At 36.4% G+C, this 26,462-nt stretch carries 24 protein-coding genes and 1 pseudogene; 17 read left to right on the top strand and 8 right to left on the bottom strand.

Translation table 11 applies throughout. The annotated features are described in order from the left end of the window. The 3 genes from ABY905_RS04090 to ABY905_RS04080 form a co-directional block, all read left to right on the top strand. A partial coding sequence (locus tag ABY905_RS04090; protein WP_372640823.1) for a hypothetical protein occupies nt 1-349 on the top strand: 349 nt, incomplete at its 5' end. 70 nt (nt 350-419) lie between these two features. Beyond that, on the top strand, nt 420-1,022 hold the full coding sequence (locus ABY905_RS04085) for a hypothetical protein (RefSeq protein WP_372640821.1): 603 nt from the start codon (nt 420-422) through the stop codon (nt 1,020-1,022). 441 nt (nt 1,023-1,463) lie between these two features. Further along, the gene (locus ABY905_RS04080) at nt 1,464-2,267 is read left to right on the top strand and encodes a Cof-type HAD-IIB family hydrolase (protein WP_372640819.1); all 804 of its coding nucleotides are present in this window, start codon (nt 1,464-1,466) and stop codon (nt 2,265-2,267) included. Nucleotides 2,268-2,332: 65 nt separating this feature from the next. Here the strand turns inward: ABY905_RS04080 and ABY905_RS04075 are convergent, their stop codons facing one another. Beyond that, entirely contained in the window at nt 2,333-3,454 is a 1,122-nt protein-coding gene (locus ABY905_RS04075) for a hypothetical protein (protein ID WP_372640816.1), read from the bottom strand. A 568-nt stretch (nt 3,455-4,022) separates the two neighbouring features. Here ABY905_RS04075 and ABY905_RS04070 point away from each other — a divergent pair. From ABY905_RS04070 to ABY905_RS04005, 14 genes and pseudogenes are all read left to right on the top strand, one after another. Continuing rightward, nucleotides 4,023-4,352, top strand: coding sequence for a ferredoxin family protein (locus ABY905_RS04070; RefSeq protein WP_372640813.1), 330 nt, complete (start codon nt 4,023-4,025; stop codon nt 4,350-4,352). Next, complete coding sequence (locus ABY905_RS04065; protein WP_372640811.1) at nt 4,342-5,493, top strand: 2-oxoacid:acceptor oxidoreductase subunit alpha; 1,152 nt, start codon at nt 4,342-4,344, stop codon at nt 5,491-5,493. Before ABY905_RS04070 ends, ABY905_RS04065 begins: the two co-directional genes overlap by 11 nt. Then, on the top strand, nt 5,490-6,311 hold the full coding sequence (locus tag ABY905_RS04060; protein ID WP_372640809.1) for a thiamine pyrophosphate-dependent enzyme: 822 nt from the start codon (nt 5,490-5,492) through the stop codon (nt 6,309-6,311). The genes ABY905_RS04065 and ABY905_RS04060 overlap by 4 nt, the downstream gene beginning before the upstream one ends. 9 nt (nt 6,312-6,320) lie before the next feature. Then, entirely contained in the window at nt 6,321-6,890 is a 570-nt protein-coding gene (locus tag ABY905_RS04055; RefSeq protein ID WP_372640807.1) for a 2-oxoacid:acceptor oxidoreductase family protein, read from the top strand. Next, nucleotides 6,877-8,301 carry an FAD-dependent oxidoreductase gene (locus ABY905_RS04050; protein WP_372640804.1) on the top strand — a complete coding sequence of 475 codons (1,425 nt, stop codon included), beginning with the start codon at nt 6,877-6,879 and terminating at the stop codon, nt 8,299-8,301. The genes ABY905_RS04055 and ABY905_RS04050 overlap by 14 nt, the downstream gene beginning before the upstream one ends. A gap of 33 nt (nt 8,302-8,334) precedes the next feature. Continuing rightward, on the top strand, nt 8,335-10,740 hold the full coding sequence (gene hdrA2, locus ABY905_RS04045) for a CoB-CoM heterodisulfide reductase HdrA2 (RefSeq protein ID WP_372640802.1): 2,406 nt from the start codon (nt 8,335-8,337) through the stop codon (nt 10,738-10,740). A 578-nt stretch (nt 10,741-11,318) separates the two neighbouring features. After that, nucleotides 11,319-11,483 (top strand): DnaJ domain-containing protein, encoded by a 165-nt coding sequence (locus tag ABY905_RS04040; protein ID WP_372640800.1) that lies wholly within the window; start codon nt 11,319-11,321, stop codon nt 11,481-11,483. Continuing rightward, the gene (locus tag ABY905_RS04035; protein WP_372640798.1) at nt 11,484-11,813 is read left to right on the top strand and encodes a hypothetical protein; all 330 of its coding nucleotides are present in this window, start codon (nt 11,484-11,486) and stop codon (nt 11,811-11,813) included. Next, the gene (locus tag ABY905_RS04030) at nt 11,773-12,201 is read left to right on the top strand and encodes a DnaJ C-terminal domain-containing protein (RefSeq protein ID WP_372640796.1); all 429 of its coding nucleotides are present in this window, start codon (nt 11,773-11,775) and stop codon (nt 12,199-12,201) included. Before ABY905_RS04035 ends, ABY905_RS04030 begins: the two co-directional genes overlap by 41 nt. Further along, the gene (locus ABY905_RS04025; protein WP_372640794.1) at nt 12,198-12,497 is read left to right on the top strand and encodes a chaperone modulator CbpM; all 300 of its coding nucleotides are present in this window, start codon (nt 12,198-12,200) and stop codon (nt 12,495-12,497) included. The genes ABY905_RS04030 and ABY905_RS04025 overlap by 4 nt, the downstream gene beginning before the upstream one ends. Nucleotides 12,498-13,856: 1,359 nt before the next feature. Beyond that, nucleotides 13,857-15,413, top strand: a complete 1,557-nt coding sequence (locus ABY905_RS04020; RefSeq protein WP_372640792.1) for an acyl-CoA carboxylase subunit beta — start codon at nt 13,857-13,859, stop codon at nt 15,411-15,413. 39 nt (nt 15,414-15,452) lie between these two features. After that, nucleotides 15,453-15,641, top strand: coding sequence for a hypothetical protein (locus ABY905_RS04015; protein ID WP_372640790.1), 189 nt, complete (start codon nt 15,453-15,455; stop codon nt 15,639-15,641). Nucleotides 15,642-15,692: 51 nt separating this feature from the next. Then, entirely contained in the window at nt 15,693-17,597 is a 1,905-nt protein-coding gene (locus ABY905_RS04010) for a pyruvate carboxylase subunit B (protein ID WP_372640788.1), read from the top strand. A 722-nt stretch (nt 17,598-18,319) separates the two neighbouring features. Then, nucleotides 18,320-18,544: pseudogene (locus ABY905_RS04005) on the top strand (DUF3788 family protein); the annotation flags it as partial. Between the two features lie 617 nt (nt 18,545-19,161). On the opposite strand, the gene ABY905_RS04000 reads toward ABY905_RS04005, so the two are convergent. From ABY905_RS04000 to ABY905_RS03970, 7 genes are all read right to left on the bottom strand, one after another. Further along, nucleotides 19,162-20,406 (bottom strand): hypothetical protein, encoded by a 1,245-nt coding sequence (locus tag ABY905_RS04000; protein WP_372640786.1) that lies wholly within the window; start codon nt 20,404-20,406, stop codon nt 19,162-19,164. Between the two features lie 4 nt (nt 20,407-20,410). Beyond that, nucleotides 20,411-20,932 (bottom strand): OmpA family protein, encoded by a 522-nt coding sequence (locus tag ABY905_RS03995; RefSeq protein WP_372640784.1) that lies wholly within the window; start codon nt 20,930-20,932, stop codon nt 20,411-20,413. Nucleotides 20,933-21,062: 130 nt separating this feature from the next. Continuing rightward, nucleotides 21,063-21,941: a hypothetical protein gene (locus tag ABY905_RS03990; protein ID WP_372640782.1), complete on the bottom strand. Its 879-nt coding sequence runs from the start codon at nt 21,939-21,941 to the stop codon at nt 21,063-21,065. Nucleotides 21,942-22,202: 261 nt separating this feature from the next. Then, the gene (locus tag ABY905_RS03985; protein WP_372640780.1) at nt 22,203-22,994 is read right to left on the bottom strand and encodes an ice-binding family protein; all 792 of its coding nucleotides are present in this window, start codon (nt 22,992-22,994) and stop codon (nt 22,203-22,205) included. A 194-nt stretch (nt 22,995-23,188) separates the two neighbouring features. Next, on the bottom strand, nt 23,189-23,377 hold the full coding sequence (locus ABY905_RS03980) for a CsbD family protein (RefSeq protein WP_372640778.1): 189 nt from the start codon (nt 23,375-23,377) through the stop codon (nt 23,189-23,191). A 257-nt stretch (nt 23,378-23,634) separates the two neighbouring features. Next, nucleotides 23,635-24,069, bottom strand: a complete 435-nt coding sequence (locus ABY905_RS03975; RefSeq protein ID WP_372640776.1) for a response regulator — start codon at nt 24,067-24,069, stop codon at nt 23,635-23,637. Further along, a partial coding sequence (locus ABY905_RS03970; protein ID WP_372640774.1) for an ATP-binding protein occupies nt 24,062-26,462 on the bottom strand: 2,401 nt, incomplete at its 5' end. The genes ABY905_RS03970 and ABY905_RS03975, both read right to left, overlap by 8 nt.

The following is a 26,462-nucleotide window of genomic DNA, read 5'->3' as shown; positions in this document are numbered from 1 at the left end:
CTGGAATGGTCATCACAGTCTTAAGCAGAAATCAGAGGAGGAATTATCGGTCTATATCCAAAACCTGAAGCAAAGACCTTGTATTCAAATTGAGTCAGGAAAAGCCTTTGTCGATGGCATCATTACGAATAATGGAATGGACTTAAAAGAACCTTTGAATAATTATCCGAATCGTATGCTTCATATATTTAGTAAGAAGAGAGACATGCTGGCTTTTAAGAGTTTTTGCGATGAGATAAATGAAGAGGACATTCTAGTGCTAAACGCATGCGATCATTCCTTCTCGGATAAGAGAATGGCCCTGGCTCGAACTCTGTTTGATTGGTTACAGAACGAGAGTGTGAAGTAGATTGGGATAAAGGGGGGGGTAGATAAAGATTATAATGCGTTTTTTATTTCAGAAGAAATAAGCTTTAGATATGAAAGAAGAAAAAGAAGATAAGAGTCTGCTTCAAGAGATTTTACAGTCTCCATCTTACGGCTATACAGACAATTTCCCTAAGCGTGATATGTGGAAAGAGATTGCTAAATTCTATCAAGGGGAATTTAAGATCAAATTCAATTCGGGTTGTGAGCTAGAGATTCATCAAATTACAATCCCATATAAAAAATGGACCATCCATATTTCTGTTTCAGATACCAGACCGATGAAGTTTCAGATGGATTTTAGATCAAGGTTTGATTTTGACATGCTGCTTAGCTGGGAGGATTTTATTGAAAGGATTCTTAAGAAATTTGGAGAACCTGAAATTGAAGTCGATTCCTATGACTTTGACAAGCGTTACCTGATTAAAAGCTCTCAGCCAGATCTACTCAAAAGATTATTAACAAAAGAGATTCAAGAGGCATTTTTAGAGTACAATGTTTATTCTGTTGCCTATAAAACCAATCCCGAATCACAAAAAGCAGAATGGTTGTCTGTTATTCAAAGAAAAGCGGGAGATAAAGCCTTAGTCATGGGTTTAATCAACTTGCATATGCTTATTATTGATAGGCTGAATGATTTGAAAATAATAGGATAATTAAGAACTTGGATAGCTTTTAAGGGATATGCCCAGGAACTCTATCCCGAATCATCTGGATGGAAAAATTTAAGTTTATAGAGGATTGAAATACTACCATACGAGATATAAGTTTAAGGAAAGTCACAGCTTCGGTTGTGACTTTTTTCAGTTTAATAGCATTCTTTTAATCCCTCAAAAGTCTTTTTGAAGGTCTGAGTGCAAATCCAAATTATAATTCACAAAACAGTCCCGATTGATTCAAGTTCCTGACCATTGTTTTTAAGCAAGAGGTATAAAACCTTTCATATAAACCTATGTTTTTGGGAGAAGCCGATAATTGTTATACTTTCGCAGGCTGAAAATTGGGGCCCTAAAGCTTCAACCAAGGCTTATTCACACAGATTTATGAGTATTAATGGTAATCAGCTTATGTGACCATTAAAAATTAATTAGATATAGATGAACTACAAAATGCTAGTGCTTGATCTTGATGATACGCTTTTGCGTGATGATCACAGTATATCAGATAGAAACAAAGAGATGCTGATGAAGGCACAGGAGCAAGGTGTTTATGTTGTTTTGGCCTCAGGACGTCCAACTCCTGCAATGCTTCAATATGCCGAGCAGCTCGATTTGAAAAAGTATGGCTCGTATATTATCTCTTATAATGGAGCGGTCATCACTGATCTGACCAAGCAGTCAAATATATTTGAGCAGAGCCTTTCCAAAGAGCAAATTCACAGTTTGCACGATTTTAGTATGGCGAATAATGTGGATATCATTACCTATACTTCGGACAGTATCATTAGCGAAACATGCTCGAAATATATCGACGTGGAGGTTGAGCTTACTCAGATGAAATTTAATAAAGTGGATTGTTTCAAGACTGCTGTAACAGAGTCTGCTGTAAAATGTCTCCTTTTGCAGGAACCAGAATATCTAAAAACAGTTGAAGCCATATTGAAGAAAGAGAAACCCAATAAGAGTGTTTCCCTTTCGAAACCCTTTTTTCTTGAGGTCATGCCACATGGAATTGATAAGGCGGCAAGTATAGCTCGTTTGGCTGAAAAACTGGGTATTCGCCAAGAAGAAATTATTGCAGTCGGCAATGCAGGAAACGATTTATCAATGGTGGAATATGCTGGTTTGGGCGTTTGGGTAGATAACGTCACACCAGAACTTCGCGACCGTGCTGATGTTATTGTCGCCTCGAATAATGATCATGGTGTTGCCGAAGTGGTTGAAAGATATATCATGAATTAAAAGAAACGATTCATAAAATAATGATTAAAGCGAAGCCTTTAAGGTTTCGCTTTTTTTGTGCTTTGCTAAAACATTTTTCGGTAACAGCGTTTTCGTTTGTGCTGAATGTGATCGAATGATTTCCATAATTGAATGGCAACATGATTGTTTTCGAGCATTCCCGTTGTTTCTGCAAATTTAAGTCCGTCGTTGTTCGATGTTTTCAATAATTCATTCATTAGAATGGATACAAACCCCAATTTTTGACATTCGTAATCTACGCCAGTCAGCATTAAATCCATTTCGGTAGGGTGTTCGAGTGCCTTTTTAAGGTGCCACCATCCGAAAGGCAAAAGCTTGCCCTTGGCTTTTTGCAATGCTTTCGATAAGGAAGGCAAAGCAATAATGAATCCAACCAATTTATCTTCTTTGTCTAAAATGATTTTAACGTATCGGGGATTCAATATTGGAAAGTATTTTGAAATGTAAAAACGGATTAGCTTTTCGGGCAGTTTAAAAGTGCCAAACAAATCGCAGAAGGCATCATTAAATACTTTAAATATTTTTTCCTTGTAGGGTTCCAGTTCTTTTTTTGTGGTGAAATTAACTGTTTGTAAACCATATCTTTTCTGGATTAGATTGGCAACCCTGATTGCTTTTTTCGGTGTTTCTTCCGGCAAGCTGATACGAAATTCCAACCAGTCAATTTCCTTCTCAAAAGCCAATCTTTTAAAATGGTTTTGATAGTAGGCAAAATGATAATCCGAAGCCATGGAAGGAAGCCATTCATGACCTTCTATCAACAAACCGGCATGATCTAAATTCGAAAATCCAAGTGGTCCGTTCACGCCAATCATTCCTTCACTTTTCAACCACTCTTCTGCTACCGAAAAAAGTTTCTCAGAAACTTCATAGCTGTCAATAAATTCCATGCGGGTAATCCTACCAATTTTTTCGCCTTGTTTCTGAATACTCAAATTGTTTACAATGGCACCAATTCTTCCAATGGCTTTTTCGTTTTCATAAGCCAGCCAGAATTTAGCCTTGCAAAAATCAAAAGCGGGATTTTTTTCGGGCATTAATAGTTCCAGTTCTCCTGATTTAAAAGGAGGAACCCAAAATTCATTATTCTTATATAACCGAAAGGGTAGGTTTACGAATGCTTTACGCTGATTTTTATTTTGAACTTCTATAATTTGGATACTCATAAATGAAATATTTAAGCGAATTCAGTATCAGAGGCCGATACTCCTTACTCTAATAACTAGTTGAATACCAAAAGTAAGGATTTATGACTAATACAGACAAGAGATTTTTCCGTAAGGTCGTATTTAGAATGGGTAAAGATAATATGCAGTTTGCCTATAAATTGGGGCGCGTGTAAATCCAATAATATTACGAATGGAATCGTGTTGTATTTGAAATATAGTATCTCTTTAAGTTGTTTTCTTCTCGAGTTTTAATAATTGAATGGTCTTTTTATGGATTTTAGAACGATTCAAAGTAGTTAAACTTGCAATCAGGCAAAGCACAGGATGAAAACAAATAGTTAAACTTTGCGTATTAAATATGTATGCTAAAATTACTTGTTTGCTATGGAAAAAAATGTTGGGATGTTATTAAATGTGGAAGGGAACTAAATGCTTTTCCTTTTTTAAACGCTAAGTGTCATATCATTTTGTGTGTGCAGCTCTTATCTTTTGATGCCAAATTTGTATGTTTTTAGCGTGAAATTCAGTAAATTGTTTGATATATAATTTGTTGGGAGGATCTCTCATGAGGAAACAAAAACAAAATATTAAAGAACAAGATATTCGGGAACCTGACTTTTGGAGGACGCCTCTGGATATTGATAAACAAACCATTCCAAAAGGTCAGGTAAATATCATTAAGGATCGTTGTAAAGCTTGTAATTTTTGCATTGAATTCTGCCCCAATAATGTCCTTTCTATTTCCGAAGAATTTAACGCCAAGGGTTATCATCCCCCCTATATGTCAGAGCAGGACAATTGTGTTGCCTGTAAACTGTGTGAGCTTATTTGTCCTGAATTTGCTATTTATATCACCCAGGAAAACAACTTAAATACCAATGAAGATGAGCCATGATCCAGCTATACGAACAGGAGAACACTTTTTGAATGGTGATACTGCATGTGCTGAAGGTGCATTGGCCTGTGGCTGTCGTTTCTTTGCAGGTTATCCCATTACCCCGGCAACTGAAATTGCGGAAGCCATGTCGAGGAGGTTGCCCCAAGTTGGAGGTATCTATATTCAAATGGAAGACGAGCTAGCCTCAATGAACGCTATTTTGGGTGCTTCGAGTGCGGGGGTTAAAGCGATGACATCAACATCAGGACCAGGTTTTAGTTTGATGATGGAAAATCTGGGGCTTGGCATTATGATGGAAGTCCCTTGCGTCGTAGTTAATATTCAGCGGGGAGGTCCCAGTACGGGTTTACCCACCATGGTTGGGCAACAGGATATGATGCAGGCAAGATGGGGTTCGCATGGCGATTACGAAATCATTGCCCTTTGTCCATATAGTCCGCAGGAAATGTTTGATTTTACAATTAAAGCCTTTAATCTGGCTGAGAAATATCGTATTCCTGTTTTAATTATGGCTGATGAAGTCGTTGGTCATATGACTGAAAAAGTTGTCATCCCTAAAGAGGAAGAAATAATAAGAATTTATAGGACAAAACCACAGGTCCCTCCCAATGAGTATATCATGTACGAAACAAATGGCAGTTTGGTGCCGCCCATGGCAAATGCGGGTGATGGATATAAAGTCATCACAACAGGATTAACCCATAACGAGATGGGATATCCTGATATGACTGCTGAGGCTCAGGAAAAGCTGGTAACACGCCTGTGCAATAAGATCCTATTAAATAAAGGGGACATTGTTGAAGTGGAAGAGCGGGAACTGTCAGATGCGGAAGTTGTGGTTATTGCTTATGGATCACCCGCACGTTCGGCTGTATTGGCAATTAAAAAGGCACGCGAGCAAGGTATAAAAGCGGGCTTGTTGCGACTTATAACGGTTTGGCCATTTCCTGAGGAGGAAATCCTGAAATTGGCAAAGCAGGCTAAAACGATTATTGTACCCGAGATTAACAAGGGGCAAATAGTAAGGGAGGTCGAGCGATGTGCAAAAGGAAACTGTGAGGTTATTTTGATCTCGAAATTAGCCCGTATACATACACCTGATGAAATCTTAGATGTCATAAAAAATCAGAGATTATGAATAGGAATGAAGTTCACCCCATGGATAGGCTGATCAGAGCCGATAGGATGCCACATATCTGGTGTCCGGGTTGTGGTTTGGGCACCAACTTCACCTGTTTCCTGGAGGCTCTCAATCAGTCGGGGCTCGATCCGGATAAAAATGTGATTGTTTCAGGAATTGGGTGCACCGGAAGGGTGCCTGGCTATACCAATATTGATTCGTATCACACGACACACGGTAGGGCAATCCCTTTTGCCACAGGTTTAAAATTAGCCAATCCCGAACTTACGGTAACGGTCTTTAGCGGCGATGGAGACCTTTTTGCCATAGGTGGGAACCACTTTATTCATGCCGCCAGAAGGAATGTTGACCTAAAAATCATTTGTGTGAACAATTTCAACTATGGTATGACAGGTGGACAATTTGGTAGTACAACTCCTTTGGGGGCCAAAACAACGACCTCTCCCTATGGAAATTATGAGCATCCTTTTAATTTGGTTCAGCTGGCTGCAGCAAGTGGAGCTGTATATGTGGCTCGGTGGACGAGCCTGCATGTTCGACGATTAACCAATTCGATAAAAGAGGCTTTTGCGAAAAAGGGGTTTACGTTTATTGAAATTATTTCGCCATGCCCTGTCAGTTTTGGGCGCAGAAATAAACTTGGAGAAGGACTTGATGAAATGAGATACTATCGGGAAAATAGTGTGATCAGGCATGGCATAGATCCTAATGAAGCGGATTTAGATCTTAATGAAAAAATTATTGTAGGGAAATTTATAGATATAGATAAACCTACATTTCTGGACAATCAGCCAAAATTACATATACCTGATTAAACAAATGAGATGGGACAGATAGAAATCAAATTAGGTGGTTTTGGAGGGCAGGGAATTATTCTTGCCGGCTATATTATTGGAAAAGCTGCAGCGATATTTGATAAAAAGAATGCGACCCTTACACAGAGTTACGGTCCGGAGTCGCGGGGAGGTGCATGTAGTGCCAAGATTATTGTATCGGATGATGAAATCGATTATCCAGAGGTTTTGTATCCCAATGTGTTGATCGTGATGTCGAAAGAAGCCTATCTGAAATTTAGTCCCGATTTGATTAAAGACGGCACCTTACTGTATGATGACGATTTGGTTGAAAACAATATTAAAATAGATAAATCAGTAAGTGCTTATGCCATTCCTGCAACACGAATGGCTGAGGATCTGGGTGAAAAGATTGTAGCTAATATTATTATGCTTGGTTTTTTTGCAGCCATCATGGCTGTTGTTACGAAACGGTCGCTGGAGGAAGCCATAAAAACAAGTATTCCCAAAGGAACAGAGGAGTTAAACTTAATGGCATTTCAAAAGGGTTTTGAGTACGGAAGAAAACTAGTAAAACTGCAAAGCGATGTCAAAAGCTGAATTTAAATATGAAAATCAAGGCAATGGTGAATTGCAGGACTTGATAAAGCAGGCTTTTACCTGTCTTGCTTGTGGCAAATGCAGTGGTGGGTGTCCAATGGTCTATTTATTCCCTGAAGATTATAACCCACATAGGGTACTGGAAAAACTGGTTGAAAATCCTGAGGAAGCTCTGGCATCCAAAGAGATTTGGTTTTGTGCCTCTTGTTATAAATGCAATAAAAAATGTCCACAGGGAATCGAATTGCCTGAGGTTTTTCTCAAGCTGCGAAGAATTGCCCTTAAGCAAAATGGAATAGAAAATCTTAGAGAGGTTATTGATGATTTACATGGGAGAATACCTTTCTACAACCTTTTTTTTAGAGTGTGTTATCATCCGGAAAAAATACCCCTCAGGAAAGATGAACTAAATAGCTTGTTTGAAAAGAATACCAGTGAATATAAACTGAAGCAAATTCCTGCTACCAGAGAAAAAGTAGCCATTATTGGTTCAGGACCATCCGGCTTGTTTACTGCCTGTGAACTCAGGAGGAAAGGCTACCGGGTTACTGTTTTTGAATCGCGGGAAAAAGCGGGTGGCATGTTTCATTTATCCATTCCTGAATTTCGTTTGGACTCTGAAATTGTTGACCATGATATAGATTTAATAAAGGGCTTAGGTATCGATATAAAAACGAATGTTCGCATTGGAAAAGATATCCTTTTTAATGCGCTTTTTGATGATGGATTTCAATCCGTATTTATTGCCTCGGGTGCGCATTGTTGCATGCAATTGCACATCGAAGGTGAGAATTTACCTCAAGTTATGACTTCACTTGAATTTCTCGAAGCCAATAAGAAGGGGACGATTAAGGCTATGAAAGATAAGTTTGTGGTGATTGGTGGTGGCAACACAGCCATGGAAGTGGCAACATCAGCTGTTAAATATGGAGCTAAAGAGGTGAGTGTTTTATACAGGCGAACGAAAGATGAAATACCTGCTGATATAAATGAATTAAGGGAGGTCGAGAACGAAGGTGTGAAAGTCCAATATCTGGTTATGCCACTTAGGTTTATTGGTGAAGAAAAATTGATGGGGATAGAATGCATTAAAATGGAGTTGGGACATCCTGATTTATCGGGTAGGAGAAGACCCGTCCCCATTAAAGCATCTAATTTTATAATTGATGCTGATATGGCTGTTGTGGCTATTGGTGAAAAGCCCGATCTGGGATACTTACCAGACGAAATAATGCTTACTAAAGAAGGTGCCATTGCCATAAATCCTCTAAGCATGGAAACCAGTATGAAAGGGGTTTTTGCAGGAGGCGATGTCATTTGGGGCTCATCTAGTGTTGCCGAGGCTATTATGGCAGCAGGAAGGGCTGTGGATGGGATCAATAAATATTTGACTGAGAGAAGAAAGGCATAATAGAACAAGTTCAATAATTTGATCTCATATGTGATGGAAACAAATCAAAAAGAAGAGCTTAGGATTGGGGTATACGTTTGCCATTGTGGACTAAATATTGCAGGTTCAGTTGACTGTGTGGCTGTAGCTGAATATGCGAATACGTTACCAAACGTTGTTGTTTCTGTTGACAATAAGTATACCTGTTCCGATCCGGGACAGGAACAAATTAAACAAGATATAATAGAGCATAAGCTCAATAGAATTGTAGTGGCATCCTGCACGCCCAGACTACATGAACCGACTTTCAGAAACACCTGTGCTGAAGCTGGATTGAACCCTTATTTGTTCGAAATGGCAAATATCAGGGATCATTGCAGTTGGGTTCATCTTCATGACAAAAAAAATGCGACTGAAAAGGCTAAAGACCTTGTTAAGATGGCAGTGGCAAGGGCAAGACTACTGCAACCCCAAATTGAAGCTGAGGTTCCTGTAACCAAAAAAACACTAATAATTGGAGGTGGTGTAGCAGGTATCCAGTCTGCACTCGATTTGGCCGATCAAAACTATCAGGTTTACCTTGTGGAGAAAGAGCCTAGTATTGGTGGTAAAATGGCACAAATTGACAAGACTTTCCCAACAATGGATTGCTCAATTTGTATCCTGGCCCCTAAAATGAGCGAGGCAGGTAGGCATCCCAATATTACGATACTGACCAATAGTCTTGTTCAGGATGTTAGTGGGTATGTGGGGAATTTTACTGTAAAGGTGCTTAAAAAAGCCCGCTACGTCAACGAGAAAGAGTGTACCGCCTGTGGAGACTGTACAGAAGTCTGTCCAGTAGCTCGTCCCAACGAGTTTGATGTGGGGCTGGCTATTCGAAAAGCCATTTATACGCCTTTTGCTCAGGCTGTTCCTTCGGCCTATATCATAAATATGGATGATTGCTTGGGAGATGTACCTATTGCCTGCAACAAATGTGTTGAGAAATGCGAAAAGCAAGCCATCAATTTCGATATGCAAGACGAGATCCTTGAACTGGAGGTGGGAACGATTATTGTGGCATCGGGAATCGATGTTTATGACCCTACAGAATATACGGAGTATGGCTATCGAAGATTCGAAAATGTTATTACCAGTCTTGAGTTTGAAAGGCTTATAAATGCAGGAGGTCCCAGTGGAGGCCATTTAATCAGACCAAGCGATAGGAAAATCCCTAAAAAAGTAGCCTTTGTTCAGTGTGTTGGTTCAAGATGTACAACGAGGGGAAATCCTTATTGTAGCAATGTGTGCTGTATGAATACGATAAAGGATTCTTTGCTGATAAAAGAGCATTGGCCAGATACTGAGATTGAAATATTCTATCTTGACATTAGAGCATATGGAAAGGGCTTTGAAGATTTATATCAACGATCGCGGGACGAAGGGGTGAAGTATTTCAGGGGATTGCCTGCTGAGATTATTGAAAACCCCATGAATAACAATCTGGTTGTGGTTGCTGAAAATACCAATACCGGAAAAATAATGGAGCACGAATTTGATATGGTGGTCTTGTCTGTTGGTATACAGCCGACCAAAGATAGTGATGTCATTCAGCGCTTGTTAACCTTATCAAGAACCAAGGATGGTTTCTTTATGGAATCACATCCAAAGTTAAAACCCGTTGATGCTCCAACACAAGGCGTTTTCTTTGCCGGTTGTGCTGAAGGACCTAAAGATATAAAGGATAGTGTGACACAGGCAAGCGCAGCTGCTTCGAGGGCTGGTATTTTAATGAACGTTGGTAAGATTAAAGTAGAAGCCATCACATCCAAAATTGATCCTGATTTATGTAACAGTTGTGGTCGTTGTGCAAAAGTATGCCCCTACCATGCCATTCTGGTTGACGTTAAAAACAAGGTGCCGGCTGAAACCATTGAGGCTGCCTGTGCGGGTTGCGGTACCTGTGGAGCAGAATGTCCTAAGGGAGCAATAACGATGCAGCATTTTACCGATGAGCAGATTTATGCTCAAATCGATGCGGTTACTCAGGAAAATGCCCATAAGAAAATCGTCGCATTTTGTTGCAATTGGTGTTCTTATGCGGGAGCCGACTTTGCTGGTGTAAGCCGAATCCAATACCCTTCAAATGTCAGGATAATTAGAACCATGTGTAGTGGTCGGGTTTCTGAAGATTTTGTGTTGCATGCATTTAAAAGAGGTGTAGCAGCCGTATTGGTTGCTGGCTGTCATCTGAACGATTGCCATTATATCGACGCCAATTACCAAACCAAAAAGAGGATAGAACGCTTGTGGAAAAAATTAGATAAAATTGGAATAAATAAGGAGCGACTGCAATTAGCCTGGGTAAGTGCTGCCGAGGGAGAAAAGTTTGCTGAAACAATACGAAAGATGAAAGACATTATCGACAAAGTAACACAAGCAGAAATTGAAAAGACTATTGAGATTCTGGAACATTGATATTTTGAATAAAGCATGTCATTAAAATAACTCAATAGACTATTGGTGAAGCGATTTCTCTGTCACGGTGAAATCAAAATCACAGATGCCAGTATTGGGAATGGGTAAGCGTCAAAATGCTCTACTTTACAAGGCTCCGGCTTTACTAAAGGTAATTTAGTGCGCTTAAAGTGATTGATTTCAAGCGAAATTCAATATTAATTTGTTACATAATTATGAAGCAAGGAGAATGCGATACTGCATCGTCAGGTGTTAATTATATGCAATTTTTAAATACCCTTGATATGACAACAGTCAACACTTATCTAACTTTTAATGAAAATTGTCAAGAAGCTTTTCATTTTTATAAATCATTTTTTTTTTTTTTTTTGAGAATTCATTCACATTGTAAAATTTTCAGTAATGTCATAAGACGCTTAATGTCCTGTTTCGGCAGCAGGCAAAGACAAAGGGATACCTGTTTCTTTAGTTATAAGCAAGGAAACAATTTAGAGAGTTGACGCTAAAAAAATTCCTTTCAGATTTGTACAGATGGTTTGAGTCGAAGGATACTAACAAAACTTATATAAATTTTGTAAATGAAATTTATAGACTACTATAACATATTGGGCGTAGAAAAAGATGCAACGGAGAGCGAAATAAAAAAAGCTTACCGGAAATTGGCCAGGAAATATCACCCAGACTTAAATCCTAATGATAAAAACGCCGAAAGGAGATTCAAAGAAATTAATGAAGCTAATTAGGTGTTAAGTAATCCTGAAAATCGTAAAAAGTATGATGACTATGGAAAAGATTGGAAACATGCTGATGAGTTTGAAAAAATAAAACAACAACAGTATAGAAACACTCTACAAGACGCATCATCTGGCTTCTTTGAAAGTGATTACTCTAGCTTTTTTGAATCCATGTTTGGAGGAGGTTCCTCAAGAGTGAGAGGAGGGAATGTAAAATTCAAAGGACAAGACTATAATAGCGAACTAAAGCTTGACTTAAAAGATGTATATACAACCCACAAACGCACATTAACGGTTAATGGCAAAAAAAATCAGACTTACCATACCTGCTGTAATTAAAAATGGGCAGGTAATAAAAATTAAAGGCCATGGAGGCGATGGATTATATGGAGGCCCCAAAGGAGATTTGAATATCAGATTCACTATTGAAAACCAGACTCAGGTTAAGCTGGATAATAGTAATCTTTATACAACTGTTAATTTGGACTCATATGTTGCACTATTAGGGGGTGATATTACCTTGGATACCTTTGATGGAAAAGTAAAATTAAAACCAGAAACTCAAATTGGGACAAAGGTAAAACTGAGAGGAAAAGGCTTTCCTGTTTATAAAAAAGGAGGTGGATTTGGGGATTTATACATTACCTATCAGATTATAATGCCCACAAATCTAACCAAAAGAGAAAAAGAATTATACATAGAACTCTTTAAATTAAGGACGTTATGAACACGGCAGATTTTATCCCTCTAAAACAATTATGTATGCACTATAAGGTTGAAATATCATTTTTCAGTAATTTATGCGAAATTGGATTGATTGAAATTATAACTATTGAACAAGATCAATATATTCATCATGATCAAATAAGTGATGTTGAAAAAATGATAGGAATGTACCACGAATTGGACGTTAATATTGAGGGAATAGATATTGTATTTAATTTGTTGCGAAAAATAGATGATTTGCAAAATGAAATATTATTTGTTAAAAATAGATTGCGTTTATATGAGAATGACTTTTAAAACGATTTTTAAACTAAAGGGGGGGGCATTTGCCTGATGACATCGCTAAAATTCTAAAGCTACGCAAAACTGGGACCATAATTTTTTCTCCGTTTTGATGCCAATCAGGGGTATACTTCTGAATCTATTCTATAACAAAACGGTTAAGCTGAACAGGATCGGTAATGTGGCATGGGTTAGCTGTATGTTGAATTGGAAATTCTATCCGGTTAGAAAGCTATTCATCTGGAAGGTCTTAGGTTGACTTCGGTTTTTGAGAAACGATACAATAAGTGGTTAGTTGTTCAGGGGCATGTATCTGTTCCCGTTACCGGGCAGGTGATTGAATACTAATATCATTTTGGATTTGTATTTCTAAGCTAAACTAAGATCGCTACAAAAACAAAGACCCAAGTTTTCAACTTTAATGCTTCTGTCAGCGAAGAGAGAGAGTTTCTTAAAAATATATTGAAACTTGATTTATTGTTGTTTGTATTGGTTTGATTATTTGTGTTCACTCGGTAGTTTTTTTGAGAGATAGAGTGTTGTAATTCTATTAAAATTAGTACGACTAGTTTTTGGTAGTATCATCGAACTTCAATTGAAGCACAAATCGTAGTAATGATTTTACTGATGATGTCATTTTTCCTTCACCCGCGGAAAGGTGATTGTATTTGTTACTAAATAAAGAAAAAAATCCTTATATGTATAATGCCTTATAAGGAATCCTAATAACTTACTCCCTGTGCTCTAAATTTTTTTTTTTTGCTAGCCATAATCATTGATTTTTTAATCAAGATGTTAAATTTTTCGCTTCATCCTTATAAGCCAATCGACACACTGATTTGATTTTTATTTGTACCAAAGATCAATCATTAGCACTTTGATGTTAATGCTAATTATACGCATTAACAGCTTATTTGTTGATTATTAGTTACTGTTTGAATTAAATATTAGAAGGCGAGTTATTTGTACGTACTCTTTCCTTTATAGAAAATGATATAGAAAGATTTCCATAATGGGTATTTTCACCCATATGCTATATGTTGTATAATATTTCCTATAAAATTTTGATCTAATATGATAAATGCCACATATTGCATCTTAATTGCCTGAAATATAGAGTGATGCATGTGTGTGACTGGTAGTGTATATTGATATACAAACGTTTACGGACATGAAGTGCTGTTTTAAAACAGTTTCTTATCTACAATGAAAGTATATATATTCGTCCATCAATAATGAAAAAATTCTTTAAACTAAATTGAAATCTAAATAAACAGGTTTTTAAATATTTAGGTTTAAAATTTAATAGCAATTGAAGTAGATAAGAAACTCCTTGAGATTTTCTTAGCAAATTACTTGAAAATAAATATAAAGATGAAGGTATCTGAAAAATTAGATCTCTTAAAGAAAAAAAGAGAAGAAGTTAAAAAGATGGGCGGAGAAGCTCGTGTTGCTAAGCAGCATGACAAGGGGAAGCTTTCTGCACGAGAAAGAATAAACTTGCTTTTTGACGAAGGAAGTTTTAGAGAATTGGATATGTTTGTGGAACATCGTTGCGTAAACTTTGGCTTTGAAACAACAGAAATTCCTGCTGATGGCGTAATTACTGGTCATGGATTAGTGAATGGACGATCGGTATTTGCTTACTCTCAAGATTTTACTTCTCGAGGAGGTTCTTTAGGTGAAATGCATGCTGCAAAAATCTGTAAGATCATGGATTTGGCTGTAAGTGCTGGATCTCCTATCGTAGGACTTAATGATTCTGGTGGAGCACGTGTAGAAGAGGGTGTTGATGCACTAAAAGGATATGGTGACATATTTATGCGTAACTCAAGAGCATCCGGAGTAATTCCACAGATTTCTGCTATTATGGGCCCTTGTGCCGGTGGTGCAGTATATTCTCCAGCAATGACTGACTTTGTATATATGGTTAAAAAGCAAAGTCACATGTTTATTACATCTCCTTATGTAATTAAAACAGTAACAGGTGAAGAAACTACTTTTGAAGAACTTGGTGGAGCTATGGCTCACAATACCAAAAGTGGTAATGCACATTTTGCCTGTGATTCAGACGAAGAAACAATTGAGTCTATTCGCGACATTTTAAGTTATTTACCTAATAATAATTTAGAAGGAACTCCTCAAATACCAATGGGAGATGATCCTGAGCGTGTTTGCGAGGATCTGGATACGTTGATTCCAGACGATGCTAAAACACCTTACGATATGAAGGCTGTATTAGAATCAGTTCTTGATCAAGGTGAGTTTTATGAAGTGCATGAACTCTATGCAGAGAATGCCATTGTTGGTTTTGGTCGATTAGACAATCAATCGGTGGGTATTATCGCAAATCAGCCAATGATTCAGGCAGGTTGTTTAGATATTGATGCTTCTGATAAAATCAGTCGTTTTGTCCGTACTTGTGATGCCTTTAATATTCCATTGATCACATTTGTTGATGTTCCGGGATACCTTCCAGGCGTTCAGCAAGAGCTTGGTGGTATTATTCGTCATGGTGCGAAATTACTGTGGAGTTATGCTGAAGCAACTGTACCTAAATTTACTGTGGTAACACGTAAAGATTATGGTGGAGCTTATTTGGCAATGTGTTCTAAGCCATTGGGAGCTGATATGGTATTTGCATGGCCAACTGCCGAAATTGCTGTAATGGGTGCTAAGGGAGCTGTGGAAGTTATTTCTTCTTACAAAAAAGAAATTTCAGCTGCTGATGATAGACAAGCCAAAACTGAAGAGAAAATTAAGGAGTACGAAAATGCATTTAGCGTTCCTTATTTAGCAGCTCAGCGTGGACATATCGATGATGTCATTCTTCCTAGCGAAACTCGTTCAAGATTGATTGATGCATTGAGAGCTATGCATACAAAAGCAGAGGTTTTACCAGCTAAGAAACACGGAAATATTCCATTGTAATAAAGACTTTTAATAAATTAATTATTTATATCAATAATTATGACACGAGAAGAAAAGATTAAAAAAGCAGTTTTAATAGCAGTTGCTCACCACATAGAATTAGAAAAAGCTGAAGCATTAAAAGTTGAAAGTTCGACTAATGGTTCTTGGGCTCGTACTGGCATTAAAATGATGATGACCAAACGTAAGATGATACAGCTACGTGGTCGAAGTCTACGAAGTGCATAATTAAATTTTCCGGTTAATTGGGAAAAGGATTAATTCAAAAAAAATAATAAGATGATATACGATAAGCACGGGGTTTTACAGATGACCCCACTAAATTACGACATTGATCGTCCGAAAGCTGAGAATCCAATTAAAATTAATGACGTAAGTTTACGTGATGGTCACCAGTCGCTTTTCGCTACACGCGGTCGTACAGAAGATATGCTACCTGTTGCAGAAATGATTGATGATGCAGGCTATCATTCTGTTGAAACATGGGGTGGTGCTACTTTTGATACCATGCACCGTTTCTTGGGTGAAGATCCATGGGAGCGTTTAAGAGTATTGAAAAAGCATATGCCTAAAACACCATTTTCTATGCTTCTTCGTGGGCAGAATGTGGTAGGATACCGTAACTATGCTGATGATGTTGTTCAAGCTTTTGTTCAGCGATCAATCGATAATGGTATGGATATCTTCCGTTGTTTCGATGCTTTGAATGATTTCAGAAATTTTGAAACTGCAGCTAAGGTTATTAAGGATAATGGCAAACACTTACAAGGTGTTGTATGTTATACACTTAATGAGCCACGTTTAGGTGGTGAAGTCTATAATATGGACTATTACCTTAATAAGGTAAAAGACCTTATCGCATTTGGAGTAGATTCAGTTTGTATCAAGGATATGGCTGGATTGATAGCTCCTTATGATATTTACAATTTAGTACGTGAAATCAAGAAGTTTACTGATACACCAATTAACTTACATACTCACTTTACTTCTGGTATGGGTGACTTAGCTATCTTTAAAGCTATAGAGGCTGGTGTTGATATTGTTGATACATGTATCGGACCATATGCTTACCGTACTTCTCATCCTGCTGTTGAGCCAATGATTATGTCATTATTAGGCACAAACCGTGACTCGGGAATGGACATTAATAAAATTAATGCTATTGCTGGTGAAATGGAGAAATACATTCCTAAATATAAGCACTTAGACAATAGCCCTAAGTATGCTACTACTGATATCAATGTATTATTACACCAAACTCCAGGTGGAATGCTTTCTAACTTAGTTAATCAGTTGAAAGCTATGGATGCATTGGATAAATTACCAGAAGTATATCGTTTACTTCCTAAAGTTCGTAAAGATCTTGGTAACATTCCATTGGTTACGCCTACATCTCAAATTGTTGGTGTACAAACAGTAAATAATGTATTATTCGATTCTTATGAAGGAGAATATGCACAAATTACTAAGGAAGTAAAAGACCTTTGTTTCGGATTGTATGGTAAAACGACTCATCCGATTAATCCTGAAGTTCAAAAGAAAGCCCTTAAAGGTTATCCTCGAGGAGAAGAGCCTATTACAGCTCGTCCAGGATCTATTCTTGAGCCAGAGATGGAAGATGTTAAAACTGAATTCGGAGGTCTTGCTAAAGATATCGATGACGAAGTTTTATGTGCACTTTATCCTATTACAGGAAAACGTTTCTTGAAATGGAAATATGGTTTGGAAGAAGTACCAGCAGATGTCAAAGCTAAAACTATGGCAGAAGTTGAAAAAGAAGAGGAGCTTGTAAGAAAAGCCCTTTCCGGAGAATTGACTTCTAAAGGAAAAGGTAGTGGTCGTGAGCTTGAAGTTACTGTTGATGGCGAAACCTTTACTGTAGAAATTAATGACCCTAATGGTCCAGCTGCACCTCAATTTAAAGGTCGTAAGAAAAAGGAAGCTGGTAAAGACGAATTTGCGACAGGTAGTGTTGTTGCACCAATTCCAGGTATGATTATAGAGTACAAGGTAAAAGTTGGTGATGAAGTTGAAGTTGGAGATGCACTAGTAGTACTTGAAGCAATGAAGATGATGAATAATCTTGACGCTAAAGCAGCAGGTACTGTAAAAGAGATTAAATGTGAGACTGGCGATTCTGTTGCTAAAGGCGATTTGCTTTTAGTAATTGAGCCAAAAGCCTAATGACTATTTAATAATTGAGTTTTATTTACCCCCTGGATTTATCCCCAGGGGGTATTTTTGTACGTCGTGCATGGTAATAAGCCAGCAGGGTGCAATCCCTGTATGCGCCAAGTTGATAGGAAGTATTAGCGATTGTCAAGGGTGTTGTGGGTGACTGCAAATCTGAAGGAAGCCATCAGCAAAATCAAGGTTCAAACGAACAGAAACCAGATTTAAGGCTTGTTTGGGAGGGTAACTGAGCAATGGATTGGGAAATCCCTAAAGTCAACCGTAATCCCATAGAGTAAATCTGGAAGAACATGATGAAAGCGTATTCCCTTATCCCGAGAGATCTCACCACCTGCTACCTAGTAACAAACTGATTGATAACAATCAGCCATAGGTTATTAAATGTAAGAGTGAGAAGTCATTTATGAGGGTTTAGGTAATTGGACATATCTTATGTTTCCTTTGGATTTAAGGCATTATATAAATAATGGGATAGTTTATCGAATTCCTCTCATTATTTAATTCTATGAATTTCGTAATATGAGTACTGGTAATAATATTTTTCAACGAGCTTGTATTTAATACTAATAACGACATTTTTGTAAGTTTTTGCCTCCAGTGTTCCTTCGAACAAGCTATTTGAAGTTTAAGTATACATAAGAAATAGAGTTAAAGAAAAAGTAACATAATACCACAAATCTATAGGACTTTTAGATTAGAATTATCCAGAGAAAAAATATGGATGGTCCTATAGGATTAAAGACAAGAAAAGAGCGATTATCTATTTCCTGCCAAGAGATCATTCCTTTAAAGTAGCTTTTGTATTTGGTCAAAAAGCGATGGATGTGATAATGGAGAGTTCTATTTCATTAGAAGTTAAAGAAGAATTAGAGCAAACTACTAAATATGCTGAGGATAGATGTGAAAAACGATTAAGTGAGATAAAGCTTGAGAATTAATATCTAGTTAAAATACTGAAACAAGCAGGAGTAAGGCTGATGCAAGTCTGTGTAGAGATTGAATTTCAGAGTCGCTTTGGCGGGGATAGATATAAAAAAAGTCACAGCTTTAAGTTGTGACTTTCTTTATTTTATAGCAATGTTGTCCTAAATAAATTTATTAATTGGGCTATCCGCCCTAACCAGCTTTTGCGAGCTCATGAGCTTTGCGAATAAACCCGACTTCATGAGTGCCTTAAATTTAATTTACGAATAAAGAAATTCAAGGCTACTTTTTAAATAACTTCTTTAATTATCTCAAACTTAAGTGCGGCCGAGTGATCTTCGAACATCCGATCGTTCCCTTAGCTTTGCATAACCAAGGTAACTGTTACTGATTTTGTATTTTAGTAGTGGTTAACCAGTCAGTATATATCTGCTACAACTACTTGTACTTTTCAAACTCCGGCTAAAAAATTATTTTTCAGGAGTAGACTCATTGATATTTGTTCAGGGAATCTAGCAACCCGCATTTATATTCAACTTTATTAAATTTGATGAATAATGCGGGTTAAAACACCAAACTTGCCGGGATTTGATATCCCGACAGGTAGTATTTAAAAATCAAATTGTAATTATTAATCAATCACATTATCGACATTCTTTTTTTGACTGGCTTGTGTAAGTTTAATAGCCTGTTCAACCCAATGATCCTGATTAATTCGATTTGGGGAGATTTCTAAAATATCAGATATAATTACTATATCTTCTGCTGTAAGCTGACTTATTTGTTTAATCGTATATATTTCAAGTGCATTGAGACTTTCTTCAACCCAGTTACCTATGCCTTTAATCAGAGTTAAGTTATTAGCATGGTGTTTGTGAGCAACACCTAACCGGTCGTAATAAATTCTGTTCTTCATAACGCTGATGCGCTGAAGATGTTCCGACTTACTGATTTCAATCCGGATAAGATCTCTGGCTTGCTGTATCCATTCATCCCTTTCAATTCTTCCCGGGAAGAATTGAATAGCATCCGTAACGATTTCAACATCTTCATTATTAAAATTACTTATTTGCCTAAAGGTATAAATATCAAGTGCGTTTAATTTTTTATTAATCCAACCCCCAATTCCGTTTATTTCAGTTAAATCATCAGCCTCTTCTTTTTTTGCAATACCAATTCGGTCATAATAAATAAGTGATTTTTTTGCTCTTATTCGCTGCAGGAGTTCATTTTGTTTTTCTTCATCATTCACAAGTTCTGCTGCTTGTACAATCCATTCATCCCTTTCAATCCGACCTGCAAAACACTCAATAGCATCATCAATTATTTCAATATCCTTTGCAGTAAATTTACTTATTTGTCTGAAGGTATAAATATCTAAGGCATTCAGTCTTTCCTCAATAAAAGGTCCAATACCACTAATCATTTTCAGATCGTCTTTTTCTTCCTCGGTTGCGGTTCCAAAACTATTATAATCCAGCAAGTGCATACCTTGCCTAAGGTTAGGCAACTCTTCAAGCTCCTCTGTAAGCAATTGTTCTGTTATTTCGTTTTTTAGCTTTACCTCCTCAGTTTCTGTAACCGCCGCTAAATTTTGTGACTTAAGTGCCTTGACCTCCCTTATGAGTTGTTTTATTTCATTTTCCTTTTCAGCAAAGGTTTTTTGCAGATTATTTTTTTCTTCTTTTAGTTTTTCTGCTTCTTTTTTGTTTTCATTTGTTTCTGACTCTAATTTTGCTATTCGCTTTTCGTTAACGGACTTCGCATAAAACCAGGCAGTGACAAACCCAATGACAACAGCTACCAACAACATTGCAATGATTTCAAAGCCTGCTGCCATTTTTGATTGCATTAAGAGTATTTGTAAATAGTTCATGTTTTTATTGTTTAATAGTTAGTAATGCTCTCCTGTTATTTGCTCTTCCATCTTTTGTATCATTATTATCGGCAGGTTCACTCTCTCCTTTTGATATAATAGTAATCTTATCTCCAATCATACCTTTAGTTTCAAAATAACGCTGCATACTTTGCGCTCTTCGATAGCCTAAAGCATTATTATAGGTATTGGTACCTATGGCATCGGTATGTCCTATAATTTCCAGCCTTGCTTGTGTATTTTGATTCAAATAGGCATTAGACTCATCAAAATATTTTTCTGCGATGCTATTTGAACTAAATTCTGAATTATCAAATTCAAAACAGATTGTTAGGTCTTTTGGCACAATGGCCTGCTGTTCCAAAGGCTTTACTATTGTTTCATTAACAATGCTGTCGTTGTTAACTTCACTATTCTGCATAGTAACCTGTTCATCGCACAGTCCCTTAATCTTACAAACGTAAACGAAAGTTGATAATGTCGACCACGCAATAAATGAAAAAATTCCAATTATCAGGATTCTCATAGTTTTAAATTTTAAAATGTTTTTTTCTTCATATTAAGATTAAGAAATAATGGAAAACACCCATTCACATGAATTTATTTTTTTTTTTTTTTTGCAAAATGCAGGTATTTAGTAAGTTATGTTTCGCTATCTATAGTCTTCTGAAATCCTTCAGGTTAAAACCATCCTTGTTTTCATTTGTGATTTTGCGTGAATTGTAATAATACAGGTTTCCATATACATCAAAAATCATTTCAAAACATTTTCCTGCAGCGTCTTCCTGTGCCGGACCAACATGAAAATTAAATAAGGCATTAGAAGGATCGGATGCTATTTCTTTTTCAATTTCATCTCCATTTAGAAATTTCACATAATAGGGATATGTCGATTTTATTTTTTCAGGTGAATCGGCGTCTAAAGCCATCATATCTTTGTTTAATAACAATACCTTATCTTTAAAGCTTGATGAACCATTGTAATATTTTAATCCTCTCAGTGATATCATAAAACGGTGTGATTCAAGATTTAAAGCATGTTTCTGCATGAATTTAACCATTGCTGGAATTACATATCCAAAATCCATAGTATTGTCATCACAGTACGAAACAGGAAAACTGCACAATTCAGGCATGTTAGTAAGATCGGTTGATTTATCGCCCAATACAAGGCTAAGGTAATTATAACTCACCCCATCTGGGTCATTGTCAAAAACACCTTTCATCAGTACTAAAAAAGAATACTTCGAGTCAAAGTGACGCTGATTAAACTCTTCTTGACTAATAAATACAAAGTCGGTAGATTTCCAGTATTTCTCAACGGCTTCTTTTATAAGTATATTATATGTAATAGTACCATTTTCAAGTACCACACAAAGCGTAGAGTTTTTAAACATACCAATCTGCTGCTTTGATGCCAATCTAGGATTTGCCGATGCCCCTAAGCTAAAGAATCCTATGGTAATGATACAAGGAAGTAATTTTAGATTAGCTGCTATAGATTGGCATATGGCATCAATAAAAGTTTTTTTCATGATAATGTTTTTTTTAATGGCAAGTGTATTTATCACCTGATTAAAGGTACTTAGGCTTGAAAAATTGCTCATTACACAACTTTAACAATAAGTTACATCATTCACACATTTTCAGGAGTAATATTTATAAATCATGATGTTGTTATGAATAGCTTTCATGACCTGATAGCCTCGAATTAAATTATCAACTGATATCTTATTCAATCGAATAAAAAAAGAGCCGTCCTTTTGAGGCGGCTCGTTTAAGTATTTTGTAAATGCTTACTGTTTTACGATAGTGTTACCTTCCAAAGTAACTCCGCCAATTCTTGTTAACGCACGGCCATCAAGTGTTGCTCCTGTATTGAAGGTTATTGACTCGGTAGCTAAAATAGTTCCTTTCATTACAGATGTCGTTCCAAAAGTTGCAGAACTACCCACATTCCAAAAAATATTGGATGCTAGTGCACCTCCACTAAGAATAACTTTACGACCTGATGTTGTAGTAAGTGTTGATGCTATCTGCATTATAAATACGGCACTTGCATCTCCCTGTGCATCAAAAGTAAGGTCGCCTGATGAAATAGATAAGGATGAAGTAGAAAAATAAAGTCCGGGAGTAAGTGTAAGTCCACCAATATTTCCTGACAATGTTACTACATCGGTACATGTTCTTGCTGCAATATCATTATAGACATCGACTATATCAAGTTTAGCCTGATTTGCTATTGCATCATTGATATGCTGTGTTCCGTTCAAAATTCCTGGAAGAAATCCCCCTATTGAAGTACCAGGACTTAATCCAATATCACCAGTAATAACAGTTGCTCCCGTGTTTGTAATTTCTGAACCTGCAAGAATAGCAAAGTTAGATGCTCCATCAAGTGAAATTGTTGTTTGAACTGTTGTTTGAACTGGAATTACAATTGGATTGCTAGTTTCCGTTTCATCTTTATTGCAACTGGTTATTAAAACAACTGATGCTATCGCAAAAGCTGGTAATAGATTTTTAATTTTCATATTAAATTGTATTAATGTGTGTGAAAAAATATTAAAGAACAAAGCTAAGATCAATAGCTGTGGAGAGTGTTATACAACTTTTAATAAAAGTTACATTGTTCACATATTATGGGAAAATCAGTATTCTAATTCAATGTCGTTCAAGGATAAAAAACTTCCCTGAATTGTCAGAACTTAATCTGACAATCATCCTGTTCCGACAGATGTACGGAAGTAATGGAGGTGTATCTCACTTAAACTAATTGTGATTACAGCAATTCAATAATATTTTGTACTTCTTCTTTTGTTTTGCCTAACTTAATCTGAAGTCTTTCCAGTAATGCTTCTTTTTTACCTTCTTCAAACAATAAATCATTGTTTACAAGTACAGCAAATTTTTGTTTTAGTTTAACTTTTTGATCTTCCCAGTTTCGTGGTAATTCGGATGTAGTAGCCATTGTATTCTAAATATATTTTATCATTGAATTCTCTAGATACAAAGGTCAGTGTATTAGTCATAAAAAGTGTTACATAACTTTAGAATAAAGTTATATCATTCACACTTATTGAAATTCTGAAGTAAATATTATCTAACATGCAGGAGAGCGTTGCTTAACAGACAACTACAAACGAAGCAAATTATAATAATTGCTATCGACTGCACAGGTTAGTGCTTTTATAAATTTTGTGATAGTTTTTTTTAAAAAAAAAAGGATTACATCCGCTCCATATACCAACTCAATTCTTTTTCCATTTTTTTATAAGTAAAAATAGTTGTAATAATTTTTTGTAAACGCATGAAGGCCGTTTCGCTTTTCACTACATAATCAATAGCTTTGTGGTGCATGCAATTAATAGCTACATCAATTTTATCCTGAGATGATAGCATTACAACAGGAATGTCAGGATCGAAAGATTTTATTTTATCCAATGTTTCTATTCCATTTATTGCATTTTTATCAATGCCATCAAGATGATAATCTAAAATGATAACATCAGGCTTGTGTGATAAATTCTCTAAACAAATTTCGCCTGTCGCATATGTTTCAATAGTAAAATCGGCCTGTTGCAGAAAATCTATTTCCAATGATTTTAGATACAAAGCATCGTCATCAACCAGGAAAATTTTGATTCTGTTATCTTTATTCATCATTTCGTGTTTTAATTGCATTAAACTCTTCTTTTAACTCTTCACATGCCTGCACGCAAATACTTTCAAGTTGCAAAACCATTTCAGGTATTCCTTCTGATTGTTGCTGTGTGCTTGCATATTCCTGTACTTTTTTTGCCATGTCTTCGAAATCGGTACTAATACCCATCATTGAAAATGATGGTATCATTTTATGCACAGCTGCGTAGAGGTATTCCCAATCTTTATTCCTCAGACCTTGTTTCATTGCACTAACTAAAGGTGGGGTTTGTTCCAGATAAAGTGAAATCATTTGCATCATTAGTGCGGGATTGGATTTTGTCCTGCGATTTAAATAACCTAAGTCAGTACATTTATTATCTTCACTAGGGTTTAATCTGTTTTTTTCAGGTTCTATACTATTGGTATTCATTTTTATCAGGCCAACCATTTTACTATACAATAGTCTTTCGTCGACAGGTTTTGCTATATAATCATTCATTCCAACAGATTTACATTTGGCCAAATCAACAGTAGTAACATCCGCCGTTAAGGCAATAATAGGGATAGTGGAATTCATTTTGTTCCGAATATATTCGGTAGCTTCAAATCCATTCATTTCTGGCATTTGCAAGTCCATCAAAATAATATCGTGCAGTTTGGTTTGCATTTTCTCGATAGCAATTTTCCCGTTAGCAGCAATATCGCATTCAAACCCAAAATCATCCAAGAGCGTTTTCATCAGTAATTGATTGAGAGGAATATCTTCAACCACTAATACTTTTATATTTTTAAGGTCATCGTTCAATTCAGCTATTTCTGGTTCAAAATCCGCTTTAGCCTTTGTTTTCTGAAAGCTTAATGTAAAACCAAAAGTAGAACCTTCATTAATTTTGCTTGATACATGAATACTACCACCCTGCGTTTCTACTAATTGTTTAACAATGGCAAGACCTAAACCAGTTCCTCCAAACAAACGTGAAGTGCCACAGGTTCCCTGCTGAAAGTTCTCGAAAATCTTTTCTATTTTATCTTCAGGTATTCCAATTCCAGTATCAGAAACTGTAAATTCAATAGTTACTTTCTTTTCATCTTCATCGATCAATCGAATACTAACTGTAATTTTTCCTTTTGAAGTAAACTTTACGGCATTACTCACCAGATTTAAAATGATTTGATGTAATCTAACCGGGTCGCCAACGAGCACATCAGGAATATTGGTATCGTAGTCTTTTACTAATTTTAAATTTTTTTCATGAATGTTATTTTCAAAAAGATGCAGCATTGCTGCTATAGACAGAGACATTTTGAACGGTATTTGCTCAAAAGTCATTTTTCCTGCATCTACTTTTGCCAAATCGAGGATATCATTTATAAGGACTATTAATGCATCACCACTTGTTTTTATGGCTTTTAGATATTCTTCTTGTTTTTCAGACAATTCAGTTTTAAGCATTACTTTGGTAAATCCAATAATCGCATTCATAGGCGTGCGAATTTCATGACTCATATTTGATAAAAATAGCTGTTTTGCTTTTACAGCCTCTTCAGCAACCAGTGTGGCTTTTTCAGCGTTACTCTTTGCTTCTTCAGCAATCAATGTTGCCATTTCGGCAAATACGATAGCCTCTGTGAGTTCTGTGGCAATTCTTTTTTGTTCGGTAACATCTCTTGCAACGATCACTACTCCGTCAACATTTCCATCTTCATCTTTATAAACCGATCCGTTGAATAATACATCGGTCAGCTTACCTTTTTTATGGCGAATTGTAAGTGGTGAATCTGCAACAGATCCCTTAGCGAAAACTTCTAAATAAACTTCACGTGCTTTTTGTGGTTCGGTAAAATAATCAAGAAAGTCAGTATCAGTTAATTTCTCACGTGTCAGCCCTGTAATTTTAGTCAAAGCTTCATTCATATCGGTTATCTTACCTTCGATATTTATAGTAATCAATGGATCAAGACTTGCTTCAATAAGACTTAGTGTATATTGAGAATCTGATTCGATCTCATCGTTGAATGCTTCTAGTTCTTTTGTTGCAATTTTCTGTTTTTCTTTTTCTTTGTTTTGAAAAGCAAGCTCTTTATTGGCGATAATTAACTCGGCTGCCCGTTTTTCTTTCTCATTATTTTGAAAGGCAAGTTCTTTATTGGCAATGATTAATTCAGCTGCTCTTTTTTCTTTTACTTCATTTTGAAAAGCAAGCTCTTTGTTTGCAATGACTAGTTCAGCTGCTCGTTTTTCTTTCACTTCATTCTGAGAAGCAAGTTCTTTATTGGCTTTTCTTAACTCTATTACCCATTTTTGATTTGTAACATCGCGAGCTGCCGCAAAAACTCCGAGAACATTTCCTTTATCATCTTTATAAACGGAAGCATTGTATGACACATCAGTTAAATTCCCGTTTTTATGT

Source organism: Ancylomarina sp., assembly GCF_041555295.1.
Lineage (GTDB): Bacteria > Bacteroidota > Bacteroidia > Bacteroidales > Marinifilaceae > Ancylomarina.
The sequence above is the reverse complement of the archived record's forward strand: the minus strand, read 5'-3'. Positions and strand labels throughout refer to the sequence as shown.